The 23,760-nt window shown below is 63.1% G+C and carries 19 protein-coding genes and 1 tRNA gene; 14 read left to right on the top strand and 6 right to left on the bottom strand.

Features of this window, described 5'->3' with window-relative positions:
• Window positions 1-7: 7 nt before the first annotated feature.
• A complete protein-coding gene (locus NKJ32_RS07180; RefSeq protein ID WP_352644705.1) occupies window positions 8-208 on the bottom strand; it encodes a hypothetical protein in 201 nt (66 codons plus the stop codon).
• A 217-nt stretch (window positions 209-425) separates the two neighbouring features.
• Here NKJ32_RS07180 and NKJ32_RS07175 point away from each other — a divergent pair.
• The 8 genes from NKJ32_RS07175 to NKJ32_RS07140 all read left to right on the top strand — a co-directional run bounded on the left by NKJ32_RS07175 (window position 426) and on the right by NKJ32_RS07140 (window position 11,584).
• Window positions 426-499: transfer RNA gene (locus tag NKJ32_RS07175), tRNA-Cys, on the top strand.
• Window positions 500-588: 89 nt separating this feature from the next.
• Window positions 589-1,257 carry a protein-L-isoaspartate O-methyltransferase family protein gene (locus NKJ32_RS07170; RefSeq protein ID WP_352827186.1) on the top strand — a complete coding sequence of 223 codons (669 nt, stop codon included), beginning with the start codon at window positions 589-591 and terminating at the stop codon, window positions 1,255-1,257.
• A 186-nt stretch (window positions 1,258-1,443) separates the two neighbouring features.
• Window positions 1,444-2,835, top strand: a complete 1,392-nt coding sequence (locus tag NKJ32_RS07165) for a TolC family outer membrane protein (protein ID WP_352587844.1) — start codon at window positions 1,444-1,446, stop codon at window positions 2,833-2,835.
• Window positions 2,836-3,034: 199 nt separating this feature from the next.
• Window positions 3,035-3,916 carry a DUF2497 domain-containing protein gene (locus tag NKJ32_RS07160; RefSeq protein ID WP_352795360.1) on the top strand — a complete coding sequence of 294 codons (882 nt, stop codon included), beginning with the start codon at window positions 3,035-3,037 and terminating at the stop codon, window positions 3,914-3,916.
• A 389-nt stretch (window positions 3,917-4,305) separates the two neighbouring features.
• Entirely contained in the window at window positions 4,306-7,089 is a 2,784-nt protein-coding gene (locus NKJ32_RS07155; protein WP_352568865.1) for a valine--tRNA ligase, read from the top strand.
• Window positions 7,090-7,536: 447 nt separating this feature from the next.
• Window positions 7,537-8,757: an outer membrane protein transport protein gene (locus tag NKJ32_RS07150; protein ID WP_352827183.1), complete on the top strand. Its 1,221-nt coding sequence runs from the start codon at window positions 7,537-7,539 to the stop codon at window positions 8,755-8,757.
• 279 nt (window positions 8,758-9,036) lie between these two features.
• Window positions 9,037-10,761, top strand: coding sequence for a dihydroxy-acid dehydratase (gene ilvD / locus NKJ32_RS07145; RefSeq protein WP_352577585.1), 1,725 nt, complete (start codon window positions 9,037-9,039; stop codon window positions 10,759-10,761).
• Window positions 10,748-11,584 carry a tetratricopeptide repeat protein gene (locus NKJ32_RS07140; RefSeq protein WP_023678939.1) on the top strand — a complete coding sequence of 279 codons (837 nt, stop codon included), beginning with the start codon at window positions 10,748-10,750 and terminating at the stop codon, window positions 11,582-11,584. Before ilvD ends, NKJ32_RS07140 begins: the two co-directional genes overlap by 14 nt.
• A gap of 23 nt (window positions 11,585-11,607) precedes the next feature.
• On the opposite strand, the gene NKJ32_RS07135 is transcribed toward NKJ32_RS07140, so the two are convergent.
• The 5 genes from NKJ32_RS07135 to erpA form a co-directional block, all read right to left on the bottom strand.
• Complete coding sequence (locus tag NKJ32_RS07135) at window positions 11,608-11,925, bottom strand: hypothetical protein (RefSeq protein WP_352635511.1); 318 nt, start codon at window positions 11,923-11,925, stop codon at window positions 11,608-11,610.
• Between the two features lie 76 nt (window positions 11,926-12,001).
• Window positions 12,002-12,796, bottom strand: a complete 795-nt coding sequence (xth, locus tag NKJ32_RS07130; RefSeq protein WP_352795363.1) for an exodeoxyribonuclease III — start codon at window positions 12,794-12,796, stop codon at window positions 12,002-12,004.
• Window positions 12,797-12,826: 30 nt separating this feature from the next.
• Window positions 12,827-13,216, bottom strand: coding sequence for a VOC family protein (locus NKJ32_RS07125; RefSeq protein ID WP_352568994.1), 390 nt, complete (start codon window positions 13,214-13,216; stop codon window positions 12,827-12,829).
• A 2-nt stretch (window positions 13,217-13,218) separates the two neighbouring features.
• Entirely contained in the window at window positions 13,219-13,698 is a 480-nt protein-coding gene (locus NKJ32_RS07120) for a hypothetical protein (RefSeq protein WP_352568862.1), read from the bottom strand.
• A gap of 37 nt (window positions 13,699-13,735) precedes the next feature.
• Window positions 13,736-14,083, bottom strand: a complete 348-nt coding sequence (gene erpA / locus NKJ32_RS07115) for an iron-sulfur cluster insertion protein ErpA (RefSeq protein WP_352568861.1) — start codon at window positions 14,081-14,083, stop codon at window positions 13,736-13,738.
• A 73-nt stretch (window positions 14,084-14,156) separates the two neighbouring features.
• On the opposite strand from erpA, the gene NKJ32_RS07110 reads away from it, so the two are divergent.
• The 6 genes from NKJ32_RS07110 to scpB all read left to right on the top strand — a co-directional run bounded on the left by NKJ32_RS07110 (window position 14,157) and on the right by scpB (window position 23,709).
• The gene (locus NKJ32_RS07110) at window positions 14,157-15,371 is read left to right on the top strand and encodes a deoxyguanosinetriphosphate triphosphohydrolase (RefSeq protein ID WP_352568860.1); all 1,215 of its coding nucleotides are present in this window, start codon (window positions 14,157-14,159) and stop codon (window positions 15,369-15,371) included.
• A 61-nt stretch (window positions 15,372-15,432) separates the two neighbouring features.
• A complete protein-coding gene (argS, locus tag NKJ32_RS07105) occupies window positions 15,433-17,190 on the top strand; it encodes an arginine--tRNA ligase (protein ID WP_352568859.1) in 1,758 nt (585 codons plus the stop codon).
• A gap of 103 nt (window positions 17,191-17,293) precedes the next feature.
• A complete protein-coding gene (locus NKJ32_RS07100) occupies window positions 17,294-20,938 on the top strand; it encodes an SPOR domain-containing protein (RefSeq protein WP_352827179.1) in 3,645 nt (1,214 codons plus the stop codon).
• 116 nt (window positions 20,939-21,054) lie between these two features.
• On the top strand, window positions 21,055-22,074 hold the full coding sequence (gene nagZ, locus NKJ32_RS07095) for a beta-N-acetylhexosaminidase (RefSeq protein ID WP_023678932.1): 1,020 nt from the start codon (window positions 21,055-21,057) through the stop codon (window positions 22,072-22,074).
• Window positions 22,075-22,132: 58 nt separating this feature from the next.
• Window positions 22,133-22,933: a segregation and condensation protein A gene (locus tag NKJ32_RS07090; protein WP_352482297.1), complete on the top strand. Its 801-nt coding sequence runs from the start codon at window positions 22,133-22,135 to the stop codon at window positions 22,931-22,933.
• A complete protein-coding gene (gene scpB / locus NKJ32_RS07085) occupies window positions 22,930-23,709 on the top strand; it encodes an SMC-Scp complex subunit ScpB (protein ID WP_352451389.1) in 780 nt (259 codons plus the stop codon). The genes NKJ32_RS07090 and scpB overlap by 4 nt, the downstream gene beginning before the upstream one ends.
• Window positions 23,710-23,760: the final 51 nt, after the last annotated feature.

Raw genomic sequence — 23,760 nt, 5'->3', positions numbered from 1 at the left:
CTAAGCATCACCGAGGTTGGTCGAAGCAGCTCTCCAGGCGTTCGCAAAGCTCCTTGAGAACGGCGGTAGCCGATGCCAGCCGCGCCCGGTCGCGCGGCGGCAGGGTGTTTGCGCCTTCTATGCTGAGGCGGTCGATGGCATAGCGCACAAGCTCTGCAGACTGCGACAATCCGCGCGACGTGCCGTCCCTCGTAGCTGCTCGACGCATGGCGGAGCCTCCTCTTTGCCCAACGTGGCCGCCGGTTTCGGGTTCCCGTCGCCCAGAATCATGCTTAACGATAAGCTAATATGTTATTGCTAATATGGGCATTGCGTTGATAAGGCAGGGCATGGAATGTCGAGGAACCGTTGGGAATGCATGGTGGCCGCTTGACGGCATTTTCGCCGCAACCTATTGGAGCCGGGTGGAACGCCGGGAGCAATGAGGCCTCGTGGCGGAGTGGTTACGCAGAGGACTGCAAATCCTTGCACCCCGGTTCGATTCCGGGCGAGGCCTCCAATGCCCGAGCTCCCGCGCGTCAGCGCCTGGGGGCTTCAGTTCCGGTCGAAACAGCCGCGGCCTTTGCGCGGCAAGCGGATGGTTGGAACATGAGCGCTGATTTTGCCGAACGCCGGGTGAAGATGGTCGACGGCCAGATCCGCACCACCGACGTGACCAGCGCGCCGCTGCTCGAGGCGATGCTTGTGGTGCCGCGCGAGGCCTTTGTTGCCCCCGGCCAGCGTGACCTTGCCTATATCGACGAGGACATCCGCATCGCCGATACGGCCGATGGCCCGCGCTATCTGATGGAGCCGTCGCCATTGGCCAAGCTGATGCAACTGGCCGATATCGGCCCAAGCGATTCGGCACTCGATGTCGGCTGCGGCACCGGCTATGCGGCGGCTATCCTGTCGCGGCTGGCAAGGTCCGTGGTGGCGCTGGAAAGCGATCCGGCGCTGGCCGAGACCGCCACTTCGACGCTTGCGGCGCTGGGTTGCGGCAATGTCACCGTGGTCCACGGGCCGCTGCCGCAAGGCCATGCCGCCAAGGCACCTTACGACGTCATCCTGATCGGCGGCAGCGTCGGGGAGGTGTCGGCGGCGCTGTTCGACCAGCTTGCCGAAGGCGGCCGACTCGTCGCCGTGGAGGGGCAGGGCAATTCGGGCGTAGCCCGGCTTTTTTTTAAGACTGGAGGGGTTGTAACGGGAAGACGCGCATTTAATGCGGCAATTAAGCCACTACCGGGATTCGAACGCATTCCCGCCTTCGAATTCTGAGTGATTTTGCCTTGCAGCGAAGGCGCTGTCATGATCGCTTGCGTTTGAACAATCGTTGCTGATCTGCATAACCGGGCGTTTCTGGGGGCTTTCAGCGGGGGAACGATAAAAAACGCGGCGCCGGCTGATCAGAAGGAGAAGCCAGCGTGGCGCAGTTCCCGTGCAAAACGAATGAGGGAATATAACGTGCCGTCTGTACGCAAGTTGCTTTTTACCGCTGTCCTCGTTTCGGCGACAGCGCTGTCTCCAATGGCCGCCTCGGCTGAAACGATCATCGGGGCCCTTTCAAAGGCCTACCAAAACAATTCCTCGCTCAATTCTTCACGCGCCGGCGTTCGGGTCACCGACGAGGGCGTTGCCATCGCCAAGTCGGGCTGGCGCCCGACCATCACCGGTTCCGCGAGCATCGATTATACCGCCAGCCACAGCAACCGGTTGCACCGAAACATCTCGTTGACCACCGGCAACTTCGGCGTCGAGATCGACCAGACGCTGTTTGACGGTTTTCAGACCAGGAACAATGTGGCGGCCGCCGAATCGCGGGTCCGCGCTTCGTTCGAAAGCCTGCGCAACGCCGAAGAAAACACTCTTTTCAACGCGGCAAGCGCCTATATGGACGTTATCCGCGACCGCCAGGTCGCCGTGCTGACCGAACAGAATCTGCAATTCCTGACCGAGCAGGCGCGTGCGGCGCGTTCGCGCTTCGAGGTCGGCGAAGGTACGCGCACCGACGTCGCGCAAGCCGACGCCCAGCGTGCCTCCGCGGTGGCGCAGTTGAGCGCCGCCCGCGCGACGGCGCTGGCAAGCGCCGCGACCTATCGCCAGATCGTCGGCGACGAGCCGGGCAGGCTCAGGCCGGCTTCGCCGGTGTCGAAGCTGTTGCCGTCGAGCCTCGATGCGGCGATCGCGATCGCATCGGCCGAGCATCCGGCCATCCTCGCCACCGCGCATCTGGTCGACGCGGCGGGGTTTTCGGTGAAGTCGGCAGAGGGCGCGTTGCTGCCGCAACTATCGGCGTCGGCGGGTGTTTCGAGCGCCTTTCGCGGCACCGCGCCCGGCTCGCTCTCCTCGACACAGGATGGCGTAACCAATTCGGCGAACATCGGCGCGACATTGACGATACCGATCTATTCCGGCGGCCGGACCTCGGCATTGGTTCGCCAATCAAAGGAATCACTTAGCCAGGCCCGTATCGAGGTCGATGTCAGCCGCGACACCGTGCGCCAAGCGGTGACCTCGGCATGGTCGCAATACACCGCCGCGCAGCAAAGCGTCACGGCCAACCGGCAGGTGGTCGCCGCCGCGCAGCTTGCCCTGAACGGCGTCATCGAAGAGCGCAATGTCGGCCAGCGCACCACGCTCGACGTGCTCAACGCGCAGGCGACCCTCATCACTGCCAAGATCAATCTTGTCAGCGCCGAACGCGACGTGGTGGTGGCGAGCTATGCCATCCTCTCGGCGGTTGGCCATTTGTCGGCAGACCGCCTTGCGCTCAATGTGACGAAGTACAGGCCCGAAGAGCATTACAACGCCGTCAAGGACAAGTGGATCGGCCTGCGCACGCCGGACGGCCGCTGATCGCCAAGCCGTGTTTTCAGCCCGCGCTCGAACGACGCGCGGGCTTTCAACTCCCGACCCTAATCTGTTGAAATCCGAGATGTCGCCAGATTGGGGATTCTCGCAAGCCGTTCCGTCGGTTACGCTGTTGCCATGATTCGAATCCGGCATTGCCGGACAGGAAATCTGAGAACGAGTCACAAGGGCGGCGGATGTGACGATGGCGACGGCAAGCAGCGTACAGCGCGAACCTTCCATGGAAGAAATACTGGCTTCCATCAGAAGGATCATCGAGGACAGCGATACCGGCCGCAAGCAGCCGGGCGACGCGGACGAGCTGCGCCAGGATCTGCAACCGGCGCCGGCAGCCGGACGGGCAGCGGAGGGGGATGCGTTCCGCTCCGAACTGCGCGGCGGACTGGAGATCGCCAAGCCGGCCACGCGCGCCGAGGTGCAGCCAACGGCCGCGCCGGTCATTGAGAGCCTGGAAACGCCGTTGCGCGCCGGCCCGGTAAAGGCAGCGGTGACGCTGGCTGAGGTGAACACCGCTCCCGCAAAGCCGGATCGGCCTGCGACAGCCAAGGCTGCCGAGACGACCGACACCATCATCGCCGATTGGCGGCGCGAGATCGCCGCGGTCGGCGACGCGATGGCCAAGCCGGAGCGCGCCGAGCCACTCCGGACGCCGGACGCCGAGCCGAAAGCCGAGGTTTTCGAGAACGAGGCGACTGCTGGACCTGTGCCGGAGCCTTCGGAAATTGGGCCGGAGCCTTCGGAAAGCGGCCCGGAGCCTTCGAAAACCGGCCCGGAATCTTCGAAAATCGGCCCGGAATCTTCGAAAATCGGATTGGCGCGTCCGGCGGCCAGCGAGGCGCCGTCCCTTCGGCCGGCGATCCTTTCGGAGCATACGGGCCGGCAGGTTGCCGCCGCCTTCGGCGAGCTTTCCGACGCGTTTGCCAGCCGCAGCAAGAAGACTTTCGACGAGATGGCCGAGGAGATGCTGCGGCCGATGCTGCAGGACTGGCTGGACAACAACCTTCCGACGCTGGTCGAGCGGCTGGTGCGCGAGGAAATCGAGCGCGTCGCGCGCGGCGCGCAGTAGCAATTCGGAGAGCCGCCAATGGGCGGCGCTCGACCGGCGAATTGTCGAAGTCGGCGCTGTCCCTCATCCGCCTGCCGGCACCTTCTCCCCGTATAGTGACGGGGAGAAGGGGTTGACCGCAATTTAGGCGCCTTTTCCGCAACGTTCGTGACTGGCGAAAGCTTCAGTACAGGCGTCTTTCTCCCCGTCACTATACGGGGAGAAATGCCCGGCAGGGCAATGAGGGGCAGCGCAAACCTGAAGCGATTGCCTCGCAACATTCAGTCCCGCGAGTTGCACCGAACCATCCCGGCGCTATCTATTGGCCATGCCGCCCTTGCGGTTGACTTGGCAACAACCTTCCGATTTACACCGGACCACAAATTCCGGACAGCGCGGACCGTTTTCCCATGCTCGAAAAGACCTACGACGCCAAAGCCGTCGAGCCGAAGATTGCCAGGATCTGGGAAGAGGCCGACGCCTTTCGGGCCGGCGCCGGGGCCGAGGAGGGGGCTGAAGCCTTCACCATCGTCATCCCGCCGCCGAATGTCACCGGCTCGCTGCATATGGGTCATGCGCTCAACAACACGCTGCAGGACATTCTGGTGCGCTTCGAGCGAATGCGCGGCAAGAATGTTCTTTGGCAACCAGGCATGGACCATGCCGGCATCGCCACGCAGATGGTGGTAGAGCGCCAGCTTATGGAAAAGCAGATCCACCGCCGCGACCTGACGCGCGATGAGTTCATCGACAAGGTGTGGGAGTGGAAGGCCGAGTCCGGCGGCGCCATCCTCAACCAGCTGAAGCGGCTCGGGGCCTCGGCCGACTGGAGCCGGGAGCGCTTCACCATGGACGAGGGCCTGTCCAAGGCCGTGCTCGAAGTGTTCGTGACGCTCTACAAGGAAGGGCTGATCTACAAGGACAAGCGCCTTGTGAACTGGGACCCGAAGCTGTTGACCGCCATCTCGGATCTCGAGGTCGAACAGCAGGAAGTCAACGGCAACCTCTGGCACTTCCGCTATCCGGTCGAAGGCATGACCTTCGATCCGGAAAATCCGAAGACCTTCATCACCGTTGCGACGACCCGGCCGGAGACGATGCTGGGCGATACGGCTGTCGCAGTCCACCCCGACGACGAGCGTTTCCGGCATCTTGTCGGCAAGAACCTCATCCTGCCGATCGTCGGCCGCAGGATCCCGGTGGTGGCGGACGAGTATTCCGATCCCGAAAAAGGCAGCGGTGCGGTCAAGATCACGCCGGCGCATGACTTCAACGATTTCGAGGTCGGCAAGCGCCACCGGCTGCCGGCGGTCAACATCCTCACCGTCAATGCGGCGGTGAGCCTCAAGGACAATGAGGACTTTCTCGCCGGACTGGACGTGACGCCGGAGCGCCAGGCCGTATGGGACGGCCTCGACGGCCTGGACCGTTTCGACGCGCGCAAGAAGATCGTCGAGCTGATGCAGGCGGGCGGCTTTCTCGAGAAGGTCGAGCCGCATCGCCACACCGTGCCGCACGGCGACCGCGGCGGCGTGCCGATCGAGCCGTTTCTGACCGACCAGTGGTATGTCAATGCGGCGGAACTGGCCAAGCCGGCGATCGCCTCGGTGCGCGAGAGCCGTACCAATTTCGTGCCCAAAAACTGGGAAAAGACCTATTTCGACTGGATGGAAAACATCCAGCCCTGGTGCATTTCGCGCCAGCTCTGGTGGGGTCACCAGATCCCTGCCTGGTACGGGCCGGACGGGCATGTCTTTGTCGAAAAGACCGAGGAAGAGGCGCTCGGTGCCGCCGTCGAATATTATCTGGCGCTGGAAGGGCCGTGGAAGGCCTGGGTCGAGGACAAGCTTGAGAATTTCCAGCCTGGCGAGATCCTGACCCGCGACGAGGACGTGCTCGATACATGGTTCTCGTCGGCGCTGTGGCCGTTCTCGACGCTTGGCTGGCCGGACCAGACGCCGGAGCTGAAGACCTATTACCCGACCGACGTGCTGGTGACCGGTTTCGACATCATCTTCTTCTGGGTCGCCCGCATGATGATGATGGGCCTGCATTTCATGGATCAGGAGCCGTTTCATACCGTCTATGTCCATGCGCTGGTTCGCGACAAGAACGGGCAGAAAATGTCGAAGTCGAAAGGCAACGTCATCGATCCGCTCGAGCTCATCGACGAATACGGCGCCGATGCGCTGCGCTTCACCTTGACTGTGATGGCAGCGCAAGGGCGCGACGTTAAGCTCGATCCGGCCCGCATTGCCGGTTATCGCAATTTCGGCACCAAGCTGTGGAACGCGACGCGCTTCGCCGAGATGAACGAAGTGGCGCGCGACGACGATTTCTGGCTGCAGGACGCCAAGCTGGCGGTCAACCGCTGGATCTTGACGGAGCTGACGCGAGCCGCGCGGGACATAACGGACGGTATCACCTCATACCGCTTCAACGAGGCGGCGGGTGCCGCCTACCGGTTCGTCTGGAACCAGTTCTGCGACTGGTACCTGGAACTGCTGAAGCCGGTGTTCATGGGCACCGACGAGGCCGCCAAGGCCGAGAGCAGGGCATGCGTCGCCTTCGTACTCGACGAGATCTACAAGCTGCTGCATCCGATGATGCCGTTCATGACCGAGGAACTGTGGGCCGAAACCGCCGGTGAGGGCAGGCAACGGCAATCGCTGCTTTGTCATGCGGCATGGCCGTCGCCCGACTTCGAGGACGAGGCGGCCGCCGCCGATATCAACTGGCTGGTCGACCTTGTCTCCGGCATCCGCTCGGTGCGTTCGGAGATGAACGTGCCGCCGGCGGCTATCGCACCGCTCGTGGTGATCGGCGCCAACGACGCGACACACGAAAGGCTCGAGCGTCAGGGCTCGGCTATCAAGCGTCTGGCGCGGGTCGGCGACATCTCGCTCGCCGAGGCGCCACCAAGGGGATCCGCCCAGATCGTGGTCAACGAGGCGACGATCTGCCTGCCGCTCGGCAGCCTGATCGACCTTGCCGCCGAGGCAGCGCGCCTGCACAAGGAGCTTGCCAAGGTGACCGAGGAAATAGCGCGGCTCTACAAGAAGCTGTCCAACGAGAAATTCGTCGCCAACGCGCCGGAAGAGGTGGTGGAGGCCGAGCGTGAAAAACTCGCCGAATATCGCGAGGCGCAAGAGAAGCTTTCGGTGGCATTGGCGCGGGTGCGTGATGCCGGTTGATCGAACAGATTGGGCCGGTTGATCGAACAGATTGGGCCGGTTGATCGAACAGATTGGGCCGGCTGATCAAACAAATTGGGCCGGCTGGCCGCAATAGATTCGCCGGTCACGAATCTGCCTTCCAGACAGGCCGCCTGCCACGAAAACGGGCATTCCGCAGCGTAAATCTTGAGGCAAACTGAATGTTTTTGCCCCATTGTTGCCGTAATGTAACAATGGTTGACTGGGCACGCAAAATGCCCTGTTTTATAGTGATTTAGGGGTTTTTCCCGAGTTTTCTCGTCGATCTGTATTGTGGCGGCCATTTTCCCGCCTCGGTAAGAAGGCCGACACCTTGTCGGAAATGCGTTCAGCCAAGCTGTACATGTACGCACGGCGAATTCGTTGTTGCGCCGTTAACCTGAATTGGTTCTAGCTTGATGCAAGGACATTTCGGGGAGGAGATTCATGTGTTATTCGCGTCTGAAAGTGCTGCTGGGCGCGGGGGCTTTTTCGCTGGCTTTGGCTGGGGCGGTGCAAGCCGGGGGCTTTGACCGGGGCGGCGTCAATATCGACCAGCTGTTCGACGCGGCGCCATATTCGTTCGACGCAGGCGTCACCTATGTTTCGCCACAGCGCAAACTCAAGAATGTGCAGCGTCTCGATGGCTCGGGTTTGTCGACATCGGCGGTGGACGTTGGTGGCGATTATGCGGTGCCGCATGTCGGCATCAAGGCCAACATCTTTGAGCCCGTAGACTGTCTTGCCACCTATACGAGACCGTATGGTGCGGACGCGAATTTCGGCATGAACAACGCCTATTCGCCGACAGCGGTCAAATACGCCGTCGACACAGACGATTTCGGTCTCACCTGCTCCTATAAGGTGAACGTCGGCAAGGGCGCCATACGATTCATCGGCGGTGTCTCCTACCAGCAGGTAGACGCGTTTCTTTCCCGTCAGACACTGCTCGCCTTCGCCAATACCGGCCTCGGCGTCTTCAAGCTATCCGACGAGGCATGGGGTTGGCGTGCGGGCGCAGCCTATGAGATCCCCGAGATCGCCCTGCGCGCCACCCTGATGTACTCTTCGAGCTACAAATATGACGGGCTGTCGGGAACCGTCGACACGACCGGCTTCAGGGGCGCCTTTCCAGCGGATCTGATTCCCGGCTCTACCGGCGTGTACCCAGTCTCGGCGTCGGCTGAGATACCTCAGGCTCTGGAATTCAAGCTGCAGAGCGGTATAGCTCCTGGCTGGCTGGCCTTTGGTTCCATCCGCTGGCAGGAGTGGAGCAAGCTTGGCGTCATTGCCATCAATGGCGTGCGCAGTCCGGTAACCGGTTTGCCCTCGCCCGTTTCATTCGACCTGCTTTATCGCGACGGCTGGACGGTCACGGGCGGTATCGGGCACAAGTTCACCGATCAATTGTCGGGCGTGGTTTCGCTGACCTGGGATCGCGGCACCTCGACGACCTCCGGCTATCAGTCGGATACCTGGGCCGTTGCCAGCGGCGTCTCCTATTCGCCGAACGACCAGATCGAGGTCAGGCTCGGCGGCTCGATCGGTGTGCTGACGAGCGGGTCATCGACTTTCAGCGGTGTCGGCGACGTGGCAAATGCCGTTACCTATACCTACGGCAACGACCTGCTTCTCGCTGGTTCGGCTTCCGTCAAGATCAAGTTCTAACTATTAAATTTTAAACGACAAAACGGCCGGGCGTTGCCCGGCCGTTTTGTTCGGTGCGTCATCCGGCATTCGGCCAATGCAACAAATTGCCCCCATGATGTTCGCTCCGATAATTGTGACGTTTTGGCAACAGTTTCTGAACAACCCTCGCGCCACCCGGCCGCCCGGGAACATTGCCTATTTCCCGCCATAAACCCGGCGCACCTCGAACTTGTCTCGGGACATGCGCCAAAAGGCTAGGCGAAGAGGCAGGCCGCACTGCCCGCGGCAAGGACGAGTATGGACGCCAGAGCGATCTCCAAGGCCAAGCTGCCGAGCCGCCACGTGACCGTTGGTCCCGAGCGGGCGCCGCATCGCTCCTACCTCTATGCGATGGGGCTGTCGGCGGCCGAGATCGCGCAGCCTCTGGTCGGTGTCGCCAGCTGCTGGAACGAGGCCGCGCCCTGCAACATCTCGCTGATGCGCCAGGCACAAGTGGTCAAGAAGGGCGTGGCGGCCGCCAACGGCACGCCACGCGAATTCTGCACCATCACCGTCACCGACGGCATCGCCATGGGTCATCAGGGCATGAAGTCGTCGCTGGTGTCGCGCGAGGTCATCGCCGACTCGGTCGAGCTCACCATGCGCGGCCATTGCTACGATGCGCTGGTTGGATTGGCCGGTTGCGACAAGTCGCTGCCCGGCATGATGATGGCCATGGTGCGCCTCAACGTACCGTCGATCTTCATCTATGGCGGCTCGATCCTGCCCGGCAGCTACCGTGGCCGGCAGATCACCGTGCAGGACGTGTTCGAGGCGGTCGGCCAGCATTCGGTCGGCACGATCGGCGACGCCGAGCTGCTCGAGATCGAGCAAGCCGCCTGTCCGTCGGCCGGCTCCTGCGGCGCCCAGTTCACCGCCAATACCATGGCCACCGTCGCTGAGGCGATCGGCCTGGCGCTGCCCTATTCCTGCGGCGCGCCGGCACCCTACGAGATGCGCGACCGCTTCAATTTCGCTTCCGGCGAAAAGATCATGGAGCTGATCGCAAGGAACATCCGCCCGCGCGACATCGTTACTATAGAAGCGTTGGAAAATGCCGCGACTGTGGTCTCGGCCACCGGCGGCTCGACCAACGCGGCGCTGCATCTGCCGGCGATCGCGCACGAGGCCGGGATAAAGTTCGATCTTTTCGACGTGGCCAAGATATTCGAGAAAACACCCTACATCGCCGACCTCAAGCCGGGCGGCAAATACGTCGCCAAGGACATGTTCGAGGCCGGCGGCATTCCGCTCTTGATGAAGACGCTGCTCGACCATGGCTATCTTCATGGCGATTGCCTGACGGTGACCGGCCGCACTTTGGCCGAAAATATGGAACATGTTTCCTGGAATGACAGCCAGGATGTGGTCCGTCCCGCCAATAGGCCGATTACCCAGACCGGCGGGGTCGTGGGCTTGAAGGGTAACCTTGCCCCCGAAGGCGCGATCGTGAAGGTCGCAGGCATGGCGGAACTCAAATTCTCGGGTCCGGCACGCTGCTTCGATTCGGAAGAGGAATGTTTCGAGGCTGTTACGCACCGTAACTATAGCGAAGGCGAGGTTCTCGTCATCCGTTACGAGGGTCCGCGCGGCGGCCCGGGCATGCGCGAAATGCTGTCGACGACGGCGGCTCTCTACGGCCAGGGCATGGGCGGCAAGGTGGCGCTCATCACCGACGGGCGTTTTTCGGGCGCGACGCGCGGTTTCTGCATCGGCCATGTCGGGCCGGAAGCGGCAGTGGGTGGCCCGATCGGGCTGCTTAGGGATGGCGACTTGATCTCGATCGATGCGGTGAACGGCACGATCGAGGTTGCATTGTCTAAAGCCGAATTGGCTGCGAGGGCAAAGGCATGGAAGGCGCGCACGACCGACTATCAGTCGGGCGCGATCTGGAAATACGCACAGACGGTCGGATCTGCCCGCGACGGCGCGGTCACCCATCCCGGCGGTGCCAAAGAAACACACTGCTATGCGGACATCTGAGTTGTTGAGGTCGTCTGTCCTTTCGGCACTGGTTGCGCTCGCCACGTTTGGCGCGACCTTGGGCGCCGTCGGCCAGGCCATGGCCTTCGACGACAAGGTGTTCGACGACAAGACCGGCGTGAAGCCGCAGTCGAGCCCGTGGGCGGTGTTCCAGTTTGGCTTTTCCGCCTACAAGAACGGCCATAAGGAGCAGGCCGCGGAAGCCTATAAATATGCCGCCGAGAACGGCCAGATCGGCGCCACCTGGAAGCTTGCGCGCATGTATGCCGAAGGCGATGGCGTGGCGCGAGACGACTACGCGGCATTCAAGTTCTTCTCAGAGATCGTCGACCAGGATGTCGAGCCCGGTTCGCCCGAGGAAAGCTATGTTTCGGACGCGCTGGTGGCGCTTGGCGACTATCTGAGGAAGGGCATTCCCGGCAGCCCCGTCGAGGAGAACGAGGTGGCGGCCCAGGAATATTACATGCGCGCCGCCGCCAACTACCGCAACCCGAACGCCCAGTTCGAGATGGGCCAGATGTTCCTCAAGGGTGAGGGCGGCGTCAAGGCCAGCGTCAAGCAGGCCGGACGCTGGTTCCAGCTGGCGGCCGAAAAGGGCCATGCGGGCGCGCAGGCGACGCTCGGCAACCTGCTTTTCCAAAGCGGCAAGATCGTGCGGGGGCTGGCGATGATGACCGCGGCGCTCGAACGGGCCTCACCCGCCGACCAGCCATGGATCCGCGGCATGCAGGAAGAAGCGTTTGCGGCCGCCGGCGAAGCCGACCGCCGCACCGCGATCTCGCTGGCCGACGACATCCTCACCAAGGGTGGCGGCGACCAATAGGTCGGCAGAATTTCCGTTTTAGATCAATTGTCGGTCGGTTCCGCCGGCATGCCGCTGGGCGCCGGTGTTGAGATCGGCGTGCCCTGCAGATGTGGGGCCAGCGTGTTCTCCGGGCAGCCATCCCGCTGCTTGGTCCAGGACGTGTTGTTGAGCACCATCTCGCAACGGGCGAGGTAGCTTTGGCCGGCAAGCGTCAGGCAGGCGACCCGGCCGATCTGGAATGATTTGCCGTTAGCCAGGCACTCTGCATCGGCAAAAGCCGGCGTCGCCACCGCCATCGCAAGCGCGCAGCCGATCGGGCAGAGTGCAAATCGAGTAGTCATGGAAACCCCAGCCACCATGATGATTTCTCATCAAGCGCGCGATTTGTGGCGATAAGAGGTCAACTATCAATGTGCCGCCGGACAGCAGCTCCGGTCAGGCCGGCTGCAGCGCCAGATCGATCGCCACCGGCACGTGGTCGGAGGGCTTTTCCCAGGCGCGCACCTGTTTTTCGATCGAAGCCGAGGAAAACCAGTTGGCGGCTTCGGGCGACAGAAGCAGGTGGTCGATGCGGATGCCGTTGTTCTTCTGCCAGGCGCCGGCCTGATAGTCCCAGAACGTAAAAATGTCCGGGGCGTCGGTGACGGCACGCACGGCTTCGGTGAAGCCGAGATTCTTCAGCCGCCGGAACGCCTGCCGCGTCGCGGGCTGGAACAGCGCATCGCTTAGCCAGTTTTCCGGATACTTCGCGTCGATCGGCTCGGGAATGACATTGTAGTCGCCGGCCAGGACCAGCGGCTCTTCCAGAGCAAGCCGCTCCTGGGCCCAGCGCTCAAGTCGCGCCATCCAGGAAAGCTTGTAGGAGAACTTCTTCTCGTCGTCGATCGGGTTGCCGTTCGGCAGATAGATCGAGGCAACGCGCAAGGCGCCCTTGTCGGTCGAGAACACGCCCTCGATGAAACGCGCCTGCTCGTCGGCATCGTCGCCCGGCAAGCCGCGATTGACCTCGTCGAAACGCAGCTTCGACAGGATGGCGACGCCGTTGAAGCCTTTTTGGCCGTAAGTCTCGACATTGTAGCCGAGTGCCTCGATCTCGGCGCGGGGAAACTGCTCGTCGACCGTCTTGATCTCCTGCAGGCAGGCGATGTCGGGCGCGCTTTCCGTCAGCCAATGGGTCAAATTGCCGATGCGGGCGCGAACGCCGTTGATGTTCCAGGTGACGATTTTCATGACGGCCTCGATAGGCTGGTGGTCCGGAGACTAGCGATCCGGTGGATGACGTTCGACAAGGCCGATCGTATTGCCTGCCGGGTCCTTTAGGAAGGCCATCCATTCGCTTTCCCCCGCCTGGCCGAACAGGCCTTCGGTGTCGCGATGGACGAGCGCCGGCGGCGCGGTGAAGGGAACACCGGCGACCCTTGCCGAAGCGTGGAACTCGTCGAGGCCCGATATGTCGAGATAGACGGTGCCGGCAGGTAGGCCGTCGGTGAAAAGCAGGCGCACGTCACCGGCCATGATAAAGGCGATGCCTGGCGGATCGAAACGCGCATGCAGGTTCATGCCGAGCACCTCGCGCCAGAACGCCAGCGTCGCATCGAGGTCGCGCCCGGCGGAAAGCGCGACCTGACGGACCGCGCCGACACGGCGCATGCTCATTCACTCCCGAAAGGTTGGGGTTCGGCATTTTCCGCGAGTATTTGCTCTATCATCCATCGCAGGTGCGATGCCTGCTCGCGCGTTGCATTCTCGTCCATCCAATCACAGCCGTTGTAAAGGTCTCCAAGCCAGTGTGGAAAATCGTATTTGTCCTCAATCGGCGACACCATACGGCAGACCTGAAAGGGTTCCAGGTCGCCGTCAAGGTAAGTCCGAATGCGTCGAAGGAACAGCTTACGTGCTATTTCCTTGGCTTCATCGGACTTGTCGTTGAAATCGGGAAAACACCGCGCGATCAGCGACCTCAAATGGCCATGAGCTTTCGCAAGATTAACGGCATTCCGCGGATTGCACCGCACGAGCTGCACATAATCAGCGTCGTCTGCGTAGACCCGAGCTGCCTTGTGACGGTTGGCCCAACCAACGATATCGATATCGGAAATTGCTTCTATCTCGCGGGCGACAAGGACCGTCATCGGATCCTCAAGGCCCTCGAGGAGCGGCTTCATATTTTCAAATACTGAAGCTGGTGCCGCAGCCGCAGGAGGCGACCGCATTGGGGTTTCTGATCTGGAACGACTGGCCCATCAGATCGTCGACGAAATCGATCACCGAGCCGCCCATATAGACCAGCGACAGGTCGTCGATCAGCACGGTGGCGCCGTCCTTCTCGATGGCGACGTCGTCGTCATTGCGCCCATCGACCAGGTCGAACTTGTAGGAGAAGCCGGAACAGCCGCCGCCCTCGACCGAAACGCGCACGGCCGTCTTACCGGCTTCGCTCGCCACAATCTTGGCGATCCGCCTGGCGGCGGCGTCGGTCATCTCGACTTTCATGGCGGTCTTGGCATCAGCGCCCATGGGCGTCACCTTGCATTCGGTTTCGTATGATAGGTATGAAGCGCGACGGGGCAAGTCAACTGCGGCATACGCTATGACCAACGAGTTTGGCGACATCGGATTCGGCTATCGACCGCGCGCGGCCTATGCCAGCGACCCGGCGAAGTCGCGCGGGCGGCTGTTCGACGAGGTGGAAAGCCCGACGCGTACGCCGTTCCAGCGCGACCGCGACCGCATCATCCATTCGACGGCGTTCCGCCGGCTGAAGCACAAGACGCAAGTGTTTGTCGCGCACGAAGGCGACCATTACCGCACGAGGCTGACGCATTCGATCGAGGTAGCGCAAATCGCACGCGCTCTGGCGCGGGCACTGCGCGGCGACGAGGACTTGGCCGAGGCGGTGGCCCTGGTGCACGACTTCGGCCACACGCCCTTCGGCCATACCGGCGAGGACGCGCTGAACGAGAAGATGGCCGCCTGGGGCGGCTTCGACCACAATGCGCAGTCGCTGCGTGTGGTGACGCGGCTGGAGCGGCGCTATGCCGAGTTCGATGGGCTGAACCTCACCTGGGAAACGTTGGAGGGGCTGGTCAAGCACAATGGCCCGCTGACCGATGCCAAGGGCAAAGGGCTGAAGGGGCCGGTGCCGCAGGCTATCCGCGACTATTCCGAACTGCACGACCTCGAACTCGACCGCTTCGCTGGTATCGAGGCGCAGTGTGCGGCGATTGCCGACGACATCGCCTACAACACCCACGACATCGATGACGGCTTGAGGGCAGGGCTGTTGACGCTGGATATGCTGGAGGGCGTCTCGCTGCCGGGGTCGATCCTCAAGGGCGTGCGTCAGCGCTATCCGGCGCTCGATGACGTACGCACCGGCCACGAGCTGATGCGCCGGCAGATCACCATCATGGTCGAGGACGTGATCGTCTCGACGACAGCCAATCTGGCGCGCATCAAGCCCGGCAGCGCCGAAGCGGTAAGGGCGGCCGGCGAGCCGATGGTGAGCTTCTCCGCCGAGACGGCCGTATTGGAAAAGGAGCTGAAGGCCTTTCTCTACAAGCACCTCTACCGGCATGCGGAGGTCATGCGGGTGCGCGCCGATGCCGACCAGATCGTCAGGGACCTGTTCGACGTCTATTTCGCCGATCCGCGCGCTATGCCGGATGGCTGGCGCGAAGGGCTCGACCGGGCAGAGGACCGCGTCAAGGCGCGCAGTGTTGCCGATTTCCTAGCCGGCATGACGGACACTTATGCGCTCAAGGAACACAGGCGTTTGTTTGACCATACGCCGGATTTGAGCTAGGGCGGGCGCGATTTTGCCGGCCAACGAGCCGGATCCCTGCAAAACCGTCAGAGCCACAGCAATGAACATCTTCGCCGATTTCAACGCGCGAATCATAAAGGCCGTCGAAGCGCTTGATTTGAAAGACAAGGATGGCGTGTCGCCGGACCTGTCGCGCATCGCCGTCGAGCCGCCGCGCGATGCCAGCCATGGCGATCTCGCGACCAACGCAGCCATGGTGTTGGCCAAGCCGACCGGCCAGAACCCGCGTGCGCTGGCCGAAAGGCTGGCCGAGGCGCTGCGCGCCGACGAGGATATCGCGGCCGCCGAGATCGCCGGCCCGGGCTTCGTCAATCTCAGGCTCAAGGACGGCTTCTGGCAGGCGCATCTGACGGCGCTGCTCGGCGAAGGCCGCAACTATGGCCGCTCGACTATCGGCGACGGCAAGAAAACCAATGTCGAATATGTCTCGGCCAACCCAACCGGCCCGATGCATGTCGGCCATTGCCGGGGTGCTGTAGTCGGCGACGCGCTGGCCAATCTGATGGCCTTCGCCGGTTACGACGTGACCAAGGAATACGTCATCAACGATGCCGGTTCGCAGATCGACGTGCTCGGACGCTCAGTCATGCTGCGCTACCGCGAAGCGCTCGGCGATGAGATCGGCGACATTCCGGCCGGGCTTTATCCAGGCGACTATCTGATCCCCGTTGGTCAGGCGCTGGCCAGCGAATTCGGCCGCTCCCTGCTGCAGATGCCGGACGAGGAGGCGCTTGCCATCGTCAAGGACAGGACGATCGACGCGATGATGGCGATGATCCGCGAGGATCTGGCGCTGCTCAACGTGCATCACGACGTCTTCTTCTCCGAGCGGACGCTGCATGCGAACAACGCCCGCAAGATACGCTCGGCGATCAGCGACCTGACGCTGAAGGGCCACATCTACAAGGGCAAGCTGCCGCCGCCCAAGGGCGAGAAGCCGGACGACTGGGAGGACCGCGAGCAGACGCTGTTCCGCTCGACCGCGGTCGGCGACGACATGGACCGGGCGCTGGTCAAGTCGGACGGCACCTTCACCTATTTCGCCGCCGATGTCGCCTACCTCAAGGACAAGGTCGATCGCGGCTTCGTCGACCTGATCTATGTGCTTGGCGCCGATCATGGCGGCTACGTGAAGCGGCTGGAAGCGCTTGCCCGGGCGATTGCCGGCGACGAGGTCAAGCTTACCGTGCTGCTTTGCCAGTTGGTGAGGCTGTTTCGCGCCGGCGAGCCGGTGCGTATGTCGAAGCGGTCGGGCGAGTTCGTGACCTTGCGCGAAGTGGTCGAGGAGGTCGGCCGCGACCCGATCCGCTTCATGATGCTCTACCGCAAGAACGACGCGCCGCTCGACTTCGACTTCGCCAAGGTAACCGAGCAGTCGAAGGACAATCCGGTGTTCTACGTGCAGTATGCCTCGGCGCGCTGCCATTCGGTATTCCGGCAGGCGAGCGAGCAATTGGGCGAGGCCATGTTCGACCGCAACCAGCTGGCCGCCGAAGTGGCTTTGCTGACCGATGAGGGGGAGATCGGCCTGATCAGGAAGCTCGCCGAATATCCTCGGCTGATCGAAGCCGCGGCGCTCGCGCTCGAGCCCCACCGGCTGGCATTTTACCTCTACGAACTCGCTTCCAGCTTCCACGGACACTGGAACCGGGGCACCGATAATCCCGACTTACGTTTTGTTAAGGTTAACGACCGACAATTGACGCATGCCAGACTAGGGCTGGTGCAGGCTGTTTCGGACGTTTTGACGTCCGGCCTGACGCTGATCGGAGCCAATGCGCCCACCGAAATGCGTTAGGTTTGAGTAAAAAACCTGTCACCTTTTGCCCACATTGCGCTGGTAAGGGCCAACCCTACGCGACGTCCATGGCGTCCGAATGAGTGCGAGTTCGGGAACAATAATGGCAGACAGAACCCAGCTGAGAGCAGCCGACCACAACGACATCGCCAACGATGATCCGTTCGCGGAACTGACCAGGATCATGGGGTTCGACCCGCGCCAGCCGGTCAAACCGCAAACCCCGGCCCAGCCGAAAACCGCTGCCGCCGAACCGTCGGTGGACGAGGGCGATTTCGAGATCGATCTCGAGAAGGAGTTGATGGGCGAATTCGGCGCCGACGCCAATGACAATGCTTCCCCTGCCAAGCTTCGCGAGCCGACACCCGAACCGGCCGCCGCCGACGAAATGGAGGACGCGCTTGCTGCCTCGTTCGAACAGGATTTCGCATTCGACGACAGTGCGGCGGATGATGCTGCTCCTGTTGCCGCCACTCCTGTTGCGGCCGACGAAATTGCCTCCGCCCCCGAAAGGGCGTTCGCTCCCGCCGTCGAGCCGGAGTTCGACGACGAGTTCGATAACGCCGTCGCCGGCTCGCTCGAAGACGTGTCGCCGTTCGAGGACGACCTTTCGAGTGACGACGAACTTGCCGCCTCTGTCGACCAGGATTTTCGGCACGACGACGATGTGACGGCCAAGATCGCGGTGACCGGCGAGGATGAACCCAGGGCCGCAGCCGAGGCGATCGAGCCGGTCGACGAGCCCGCCTTCGACGATGAGTTCGACAACGCCGTGGCAAGTTCGCTCGAAGACGAGCTGATGCTCGAAGAGCATGAGCCGATGGAGCAGACCGTCGCCGTTGAAACCGCCGCGCAAGCGGCCGCGCCTGCGTTCGATGACGAGTTCGACGATGCCGTTGCAAGCTCGCTCGAAGACGAGCTGATGTTTGACGAGCATGAGCCGGCGGAAAACGTCGCCGCCCCGGCATCGCCGGTTGAGGCGGTTTCGGCCGATGAGGATCTTGCCGGCCATTTCGATGATGCCATGGCCGATGTCGACATGGACTTCGACGTTCGCTCGAACGGGCCTGCCGAAATCGAAGAACCAGAGTTTATCGAAGTGCCAGATGCCGCCCGGCTTTCCGGCACGGCCGCTGAAGCGGCGTTCGACGACGATTTCGATCTGAGCTTCGACGAGGCGCCTGCCGAGGAAGCCGAAGAGCCCGTGGCGCAAGTTGCGGCCGAACCAGTGGCGCCGGCCGCTGTCGTCCCGACGGTCCCAGTGGCTGAGGAACGCAGCCTGGAAGACGAACTGAACGCGCTGCTCGGTGCGATGAGCACACGGCCGGCACAAGCGGTCAACGAACCTCAGACAAGCCCGCAGACTGCCCAGAAGCCCGTGATGGCTGTTCAGCAGCCTATCGCGCCGGTAATTCAGAAGCCAGCAGTGGCCGCTGAACAGCCAATGGCGGCGGTCAAAGACGTCGCCAACGAACCGGTGCATGCTGTCGACGAGCTGGATTGGGAACTCGACGAGCACGAGCCCGCTAAGCCGCCGCAGTCCAGTGCCGCCGATGACGCCGATCTTGGCAGTGTCCTCCTCGATGAGCTTGAAGGCGAGGATTTCGGTGTTGAAGCCGCTGCCGGACCCGCGGATGATCTCGACAGCGATGCGCTCGATGCCGACTTCGCCAGGAATATTGGCCTGGATCATGACTCGGCCGACAAGAGTGCGGCAGCTGCTGCCGAAGAAGACCCGCTCGATGCGCTGAACTGGCTGACGACACGCGCCACACCGCCCGAGCCGGCCCGCTCGTGGAGCCGCGTGACACCGGTCGCACAGCCTCAGCCTGCCTTTGCAAGCCAGCCGGTGGCTTCGGCGCGTCCGGCACCAGCGCCGCAGCCGGCTGCAACGCCGTCCTATCGGGCCGCACCGGTCGAAGAGAGGCCGTCCTATGAAGGCCAGGCATCCCGTGAAGATAGGTCATCCTATGAAGATCGGCCCGCCTACACGGAAGCTGCACCAAGCTCGCATCAACAGCCTTCCGCCTATGACGAGATGCCCGATGTCGAGACGGTCGACGTGCCCGAGCGCGTCGTGGCGCTGGCGGACGATCTCGACATTCCGGAGCTCAACTTCGACGATGACGAGCCGGTGGCGCCCGCCTACGACGATCTCGATGCCGATTTTGCCAGCCTTCTCACCGAAATGAATGCAACTGACATAGCGCCTGCCCCGGTGCGCAGCGCTGGCTATGACGATGAATACGATGCCGGCTTCGCGTCTGGCTATAAGCAGGATCGTAGCGAGACGCGCGCCTATGGCGCCAAGCCTGCGGAAGCCCCCGTCAGCGCGGCGGCCGCTTCCTATGCCGATGCAGCGGACGGTTTCGATCTGGGCCCATTGCCCGGTGGCCAGCCGGTTTCGCAGGCCGACGATTTCACCTTCGATGAGCTCGACTACGATCCCGAACTGGACGAGGAGATGTCGGTTCCGGGCCTTGCCGAACGCGGGGCCGAAAGGCAGCCGCGCAGGCGCGGGCTGCTGATAGGTGCGGTGGTCGGCGCCGTGGCGATCGCCGGAGGCCTTGGCGCCTTTGCGTTGACCCTCGGCGGCAAGAGCGGCGGCGATGCGCCGGTTATCGTCAAGGCCGACAACAGGCCGATCAAGATCAAGCCGGAAAATCCAGGCGGCACCGTCGTGCCGAACCAGGACAACAAGGTTTATGACGCTGTGGTCAAGGGCGCCAAGCCCGCCGAGCCGGTTCAGCAGAAGCTGGTCACCAACACCGAAGAGCCCGTGGACCTGAAAGCCGACGAACCGGAGAGCCGCGTCGTCGATCTTTCGCCCAATGACCCCGATGCCGCAGACGACATCGACGCGCCCGGCACCGCGGCGTCCGACACCGACGGGTCTGGAACCAATGCGCCCGGCACTAACGCGTCTGACTCCAGCGCGCTTGGCGCCAGTGCGGCTGGCGCTGCCGAAACCGCCGCCGCACCGGCGCCCAAGTCCGAGGATCGCATCGCGCAGGTTCTGCAGGAGGCCGAGAAGGGTGCAACCCCCGAGATCGTCGCTGTTGCGCCGCGCAAGGTACGGACCATGGTCGTGAAACCTGACGGCTCGCTCGTGGCGCGCGAGGATCCGGCGCCCGCCGCCCCGCAGATGGCTGCTGCCGAGCCGGCCGATCCGGCGCCGCAGCACGTGGCTCCGGCCGCCCAGGCCGACGCCGCGGCGCAGACCGGCACCGTGCCCCTGATCGACCAATTGACAAGTGATCCGAAGATTGGCGACCAGCCGAGTGGCGACCAGGCGAGCGGCGATCAGGCCGAAACCTCCAAGCTGCAGCCGGCGCCCAAGCCCGACACAAAGGCTGAAGCCAAGCCGTCAGCCAGCAAGCAGTCCGCCAGCACCCCGGCCACGGTTCCGGTGGCGCCGCAGCGCCCGTCCGACCAGCCGGTCGACGTGGTCGGCGAGGTCAAGCCCGATCAGGTCGCTTCCATCGATCCGGCCGCGGCCGGCGCTGGTTCGTGGTCGATACAGATCGCTTCGCAGCCGACAGTCGAAAGCGCCCAGGCGACTTATCAGGATCTGCAGCGCCGCTACGGCAGCGTGCTTTCCGGCCGCACCGCCAACATCGTCAAGGCCGAGATTGCCGGCAAGGGCACCTTCTACCGCGTCCGCGTTCCGGCGCAGTCTCGCAACGAGGCGATCAAACTGTGCACCAGCTACAAGGCTGCCGGCGGCAATTGCTTCGTGTCCCACTAGGCACCAAAACCTCTCGAAAAGCCGGCGTCCGCGCCGGCTTTTTTGCGTGAACGGAAACCTCTAAAGGCAATTGCGGGCGATTCCCTTTGTCGGCGCGAAGCTCTAAACTGTTCCGCATGACCGAATCAAAATCCATGATCCTCGGCTGCGCCGGGAAATCACTGACCCGCGACGAGATCCGTTTCTATCGCAACGAATGCCCGTGGGGTTTCATCCTGTTTGCGCGCAATATCGGCGAGACCGAGCAGATCCGCGATCTGGTCGCCGCGATGCGCGACTGCGTCGGGCGTGCGGATGCGCCGGTGTTCATCGACCAGGAGGGCGGCCGGGTGCAGCGCCTGCGGCCGCCGCTGGCGCCGAACTATCCGGCTGCCGGTGCACTCGGCGCCTTGTGGCGCGACGACCATGACGCCGGCACCCGTGCCGCATGGCTGATGGCGCGGCTGCATGCCTTCGACCTGCTGCGCTACGGCATCACGGCGGATTGCCTGCCGGTGCTCGACGTGCCGATCGAGGGCGCCAGCGACGTCATCGGCGCGCGCGCCTATGGCAAGGAGCCGCGCGCCGTCATAGAATTGGGTCGCGCCGCGGCGGAAGGCCTGATGGCGGGCGGCGTGCTGCCGGTGATGAAACATATTCCCGGTCATGGAAGGGCCTTCGCCGATACGCATTTCGAACTGCCGACCGTCGACGCCTCGATCGGCGACCTGCAGCGGCATGATTTTGCCCCGTTCAGGGAGCTCAACCATTTGCCGATGGCGATGACGGCGCATGTCGTCTATAGCGCGATCGACCCGAAGAACCCGGCCACGACTTCCGGCAAGGTCATCGAAAAGATCATCCGAGGCGAAATCGGCTTCGACGGCCTGTTGATGAGCGACGACACCTCGATGAAGGCACTTTCTGGGGATTTCCCGTCAAAGGCGGCCGCTATCCTTGCGGCGGGCTGCGATCTGGTCCTTCACTGCAACGGCGTGTTCGAGGAGATGGCCGGCATTGCATCGCGCACGACCGGGCTGGAAGGCAAGTCGTTTGAGCGCGCGGAGCGGGCGCTGACCTATATCAGGAACCGTGACGTGGCGGACGAGACCGAGATTCGGGCCGAATTTGCCGGTTATTTCGACGCGGTGGCCTAGCATCAAAGGAAGCGAAGTGGCGGAAACATTGGACCTGAAGGCCGGCAAGGCCGCACCGATGGACCGCTTGTGGGCCGAGAACGACGATTCCCGGCTGACCGGCGATCCGGCGTTGGTCGTCGATGTGGCCGGCTTCGAAGGTCCGCTCGATCTTCTGCTGCATCTTGCCCGCAATCAGAAGGTCGACCTGTCGCGCATCTCGATCCTGGCGCTGGCCGAACAGTATCTGGCCTTTGTCGAGAAGGTGAGGGCGCTGAGGCTGGAGCTTGCCGCCGACTACCTGGTGATGGCGGCGTGGCTGGCTTTCCTCAAATCGAAGCTTCTGATCCCCAAGCAGCCCGGCGATGAAGGCGAAAGCGGCGAGGAACTGGCGGCGGTGCTACAGTTCCGGCTGAAGCGGCTGGAGGCGATGCGCGACGCGGCGGCACGGCTGGTCAACCGCAACCGGCTCGGACGCGACGTGTTTGCACGCGGCATGCCGGAAATGGTCATCGTCGAGAAGCGCAATGCCTATTCGGCCTCGCTCTACGACCTGTTGACCGCCTATGCTCAGCAGCGCCAGAAGCAGGCAATAACCAATGTGACGATCGCCAGGCGCGGCGTGTGGTCGCTCAAGGATGCGCGCGACGTGCTGATCAGGCTGATCGGGTCGCTGCGCGACTGGACGGCGCTCGACAGTTTCCTGGTCGAATATCTGGCCGGCCCGGAAGAGCGGCGCACTGCGGTTGCCAGCTCGTTTGCGGCGACGCTGGAACTGGTGCGCGAAGGCAAGATGGAAATGCGGCAGGACCAGGTGTTCGCGCCGCTGTATCTGCGCGGCCGCGCCCAGGCCATCAAGATAGTCGAGGTAACACCATGAGCGAACGCGCCAACGCTTCGGTCATTCCGTTCAAGGTCGACGACGATGCCGAGCAAGGCGCGGTCGCCGAAAACCCGGCACAAAATCAGGGGCAGAATTTGTCGCGGAATCCTGGCGAGCGGCTGCATATGGCGGAGGCCGTACGGATGGCCGAGGCGATCGTATTCGCCAGCGCCGAGCCGGTCAGCGAAAAACAGCTCACTTCGCGACTGCCCGACGGCATCAACATTGCCGCGGCAATGGCCGAACTGCAGCAGATCTATGCGCGGCGCGGCGTCAATCTGGTGCGCGTCGGCGATGCCTGGGCGTTTCGCACCGCCGGCGACCTCGCCTTCCTGATGAGCCGTGACACGGTGCAGCAGCGCAAACTGTCCCGCGCTGCCCTCGAAGTGCTGGCGATCATCGCCTACCACCAACCGGTAACGCGCGCCGAGATCGAGGACATCCGCGGCGTCGAGACGTCAAAGGGGACGCTCGACACGCTGATGGAGACCGAATGGGTGAGGATGCGCGGCCGGCGTCGCACGCCCGGCCGTCCCGTCACTTACGGCACGACCGACATTTTCCTCGACCATTTCGCACTGGAGGAGATACGCGATCTCCCCGGCATGGAGGAATTGAAGGGTGCGGGGCTGCTGTCCGGCCGCATGCCGTCGAATTTCTCGGTGCCGCTGCCGCCGGCCGACCCCGATGCGCTCACCGACGACGAGGATCCGCTGACCGACATCGACCTCGAAGAACTCGGCCTTTTGACGCCGCGCGTCACGGAAGATTGAGCCGAGCGCCATCTTAAAGCCACAGGCAGGATGGAACTGCGCCGATTGGTA

The sequence above is a fragment of the Mesorhizobium sp. M0159 genome (genome assembly GCF_040322295.1).
GTDB lineage: Bacteria > Pseudomonadota > Alphaproteobacteria > Rhizobiales > Rhizobiaceae > Mesorhizobium.
Note: the sequence above shows the minus strand (reverse complement) of the source record. Positions and strands in the feature narration are given on the sequence as shown.

Bases quoted from the DNA above. Each gene is read 5' to 3' on its own strand.
- NKJ32_RS07180 (WP_352644705.1), bottom strand. From the start codon at position 208: ATGCGTCGAGCAGCTACGAGGGACGGCACGTCGCGCGGATTGTCGCAG.
- NKJ32_RS07170 (WP_352827186.1), top strand. From the start codon at position 589: ATGAGCGCTGATTTTGCCGAACGCCGGGTGAAGATGGTCGACGGCCAG.
- NKJ32_RS07160 (WP_352795360.1), top strand. From the start codon at position 3,035: ATGGCGACGGCAAGCAGCGTACAGCGCGAACCTTCCATGGAAGAAATA.
- NKJ32_RS07155 (WP_352568865.1), top strand. From the start codon at position 4,306: ATGCTCGAAAAGACCTACGACGCCAAAGCCGTCGAGCCGAAGATTGCC.
- NKJ32_RS07150 (WP_352827183.1), top strand. From the start codon at position 7,537: ATGTGTTATTCGCGTCTGAAAGTGCTGCTGGGCGCGGGGGCTTTTTCG.
- ilvD (WP_352577585.1), top strand. From the start codon at position 9,037: ATGGACGCCAGAGCGATCTCCAAGGCCAAGCTGCCGAGCCGCCACGTG.
- NKJ32_RS07140 (WP_023678939.1), top strand. From the start codon at position 10,748: ATGCGGACATCTGAGTTGTTGAGGTCGTCTGTCCTTTCGGCACTGGTT.
- NKJ32_RS07135 (WP_352635511.1), bottom strand. From the start codon at position 11,925: ATGGTGGCTGGGGTTTCCATGACTACTCGATTTGCACTCTGCCCGATC.
- xth (WP_352795363.1), bottom strand. From the start codon at position 12,796: ATGAAAATCGTCACCTGGAACATCAACGGCGTTCGCGCCCGCATCGGC.
- NKJ32_RS07125 (WP_352568994.1), bottom strand. From the start codon at position 13,216: ATGCGCCGTGTCGGCGCGGTCCGTCAGGTCGCGCTTTCCGCCGGGCGC.
- NKJ32_RS07120 (WP_352568862.1), bottom strand. From the start codon at position 13,698: ATGACGGTCCTTGTCGCCCGCGAGATAGAAGCAATTTCCGATATCGAT.
- erpA (WP_352568861.1), bottom strand. From the start codon at position 14,083: ATGGGCGCTGATGCCAAGACCGCCATGAAAGTCGAGATGACCGACGCC.
- NKJ32_RS07110 (WP_352568860.1), top strand. From the start codon at position 14,157: ATGACCAACGAGTTTGGCGACATCGGATTCGGCTATCGACCGCGCGCG.
- argS (WP_352568859.1), top strand. From the start codon at position 15,433: ATGAACATCTTCGCCGATTTCAACGCGCGAATCATAAAGGCCGTCGAA.
- NKJ32_RS07100 (WP_352827179.1), top strand. From the start codon at position 17,294: ATGGCAGACAGAACCCAGCTGAGAGCAGCCGACCACAACGACATCGCC.
- nagZ (WP_023678932.1), top strand. From the start codon at position 21,055: ATGACCGAATCAAAATCCATGATCCTCGGCTGCGCCGGGAAATCACTG.
- NKJ32_RS07090 (WP_352482297.1), top strand. From the start codon at position 22,133: ATGGACCGCTTGTGGGCCGAGAACGACGATTCCCGGCTGACCGGCGAT.
- scpB (WP_352451389.1), top strand. From the start codon at position 22,930: ATGAGCGAACGCGCCAACGCTTCGGTCATTCCGTTCAAGGTCGACGAC.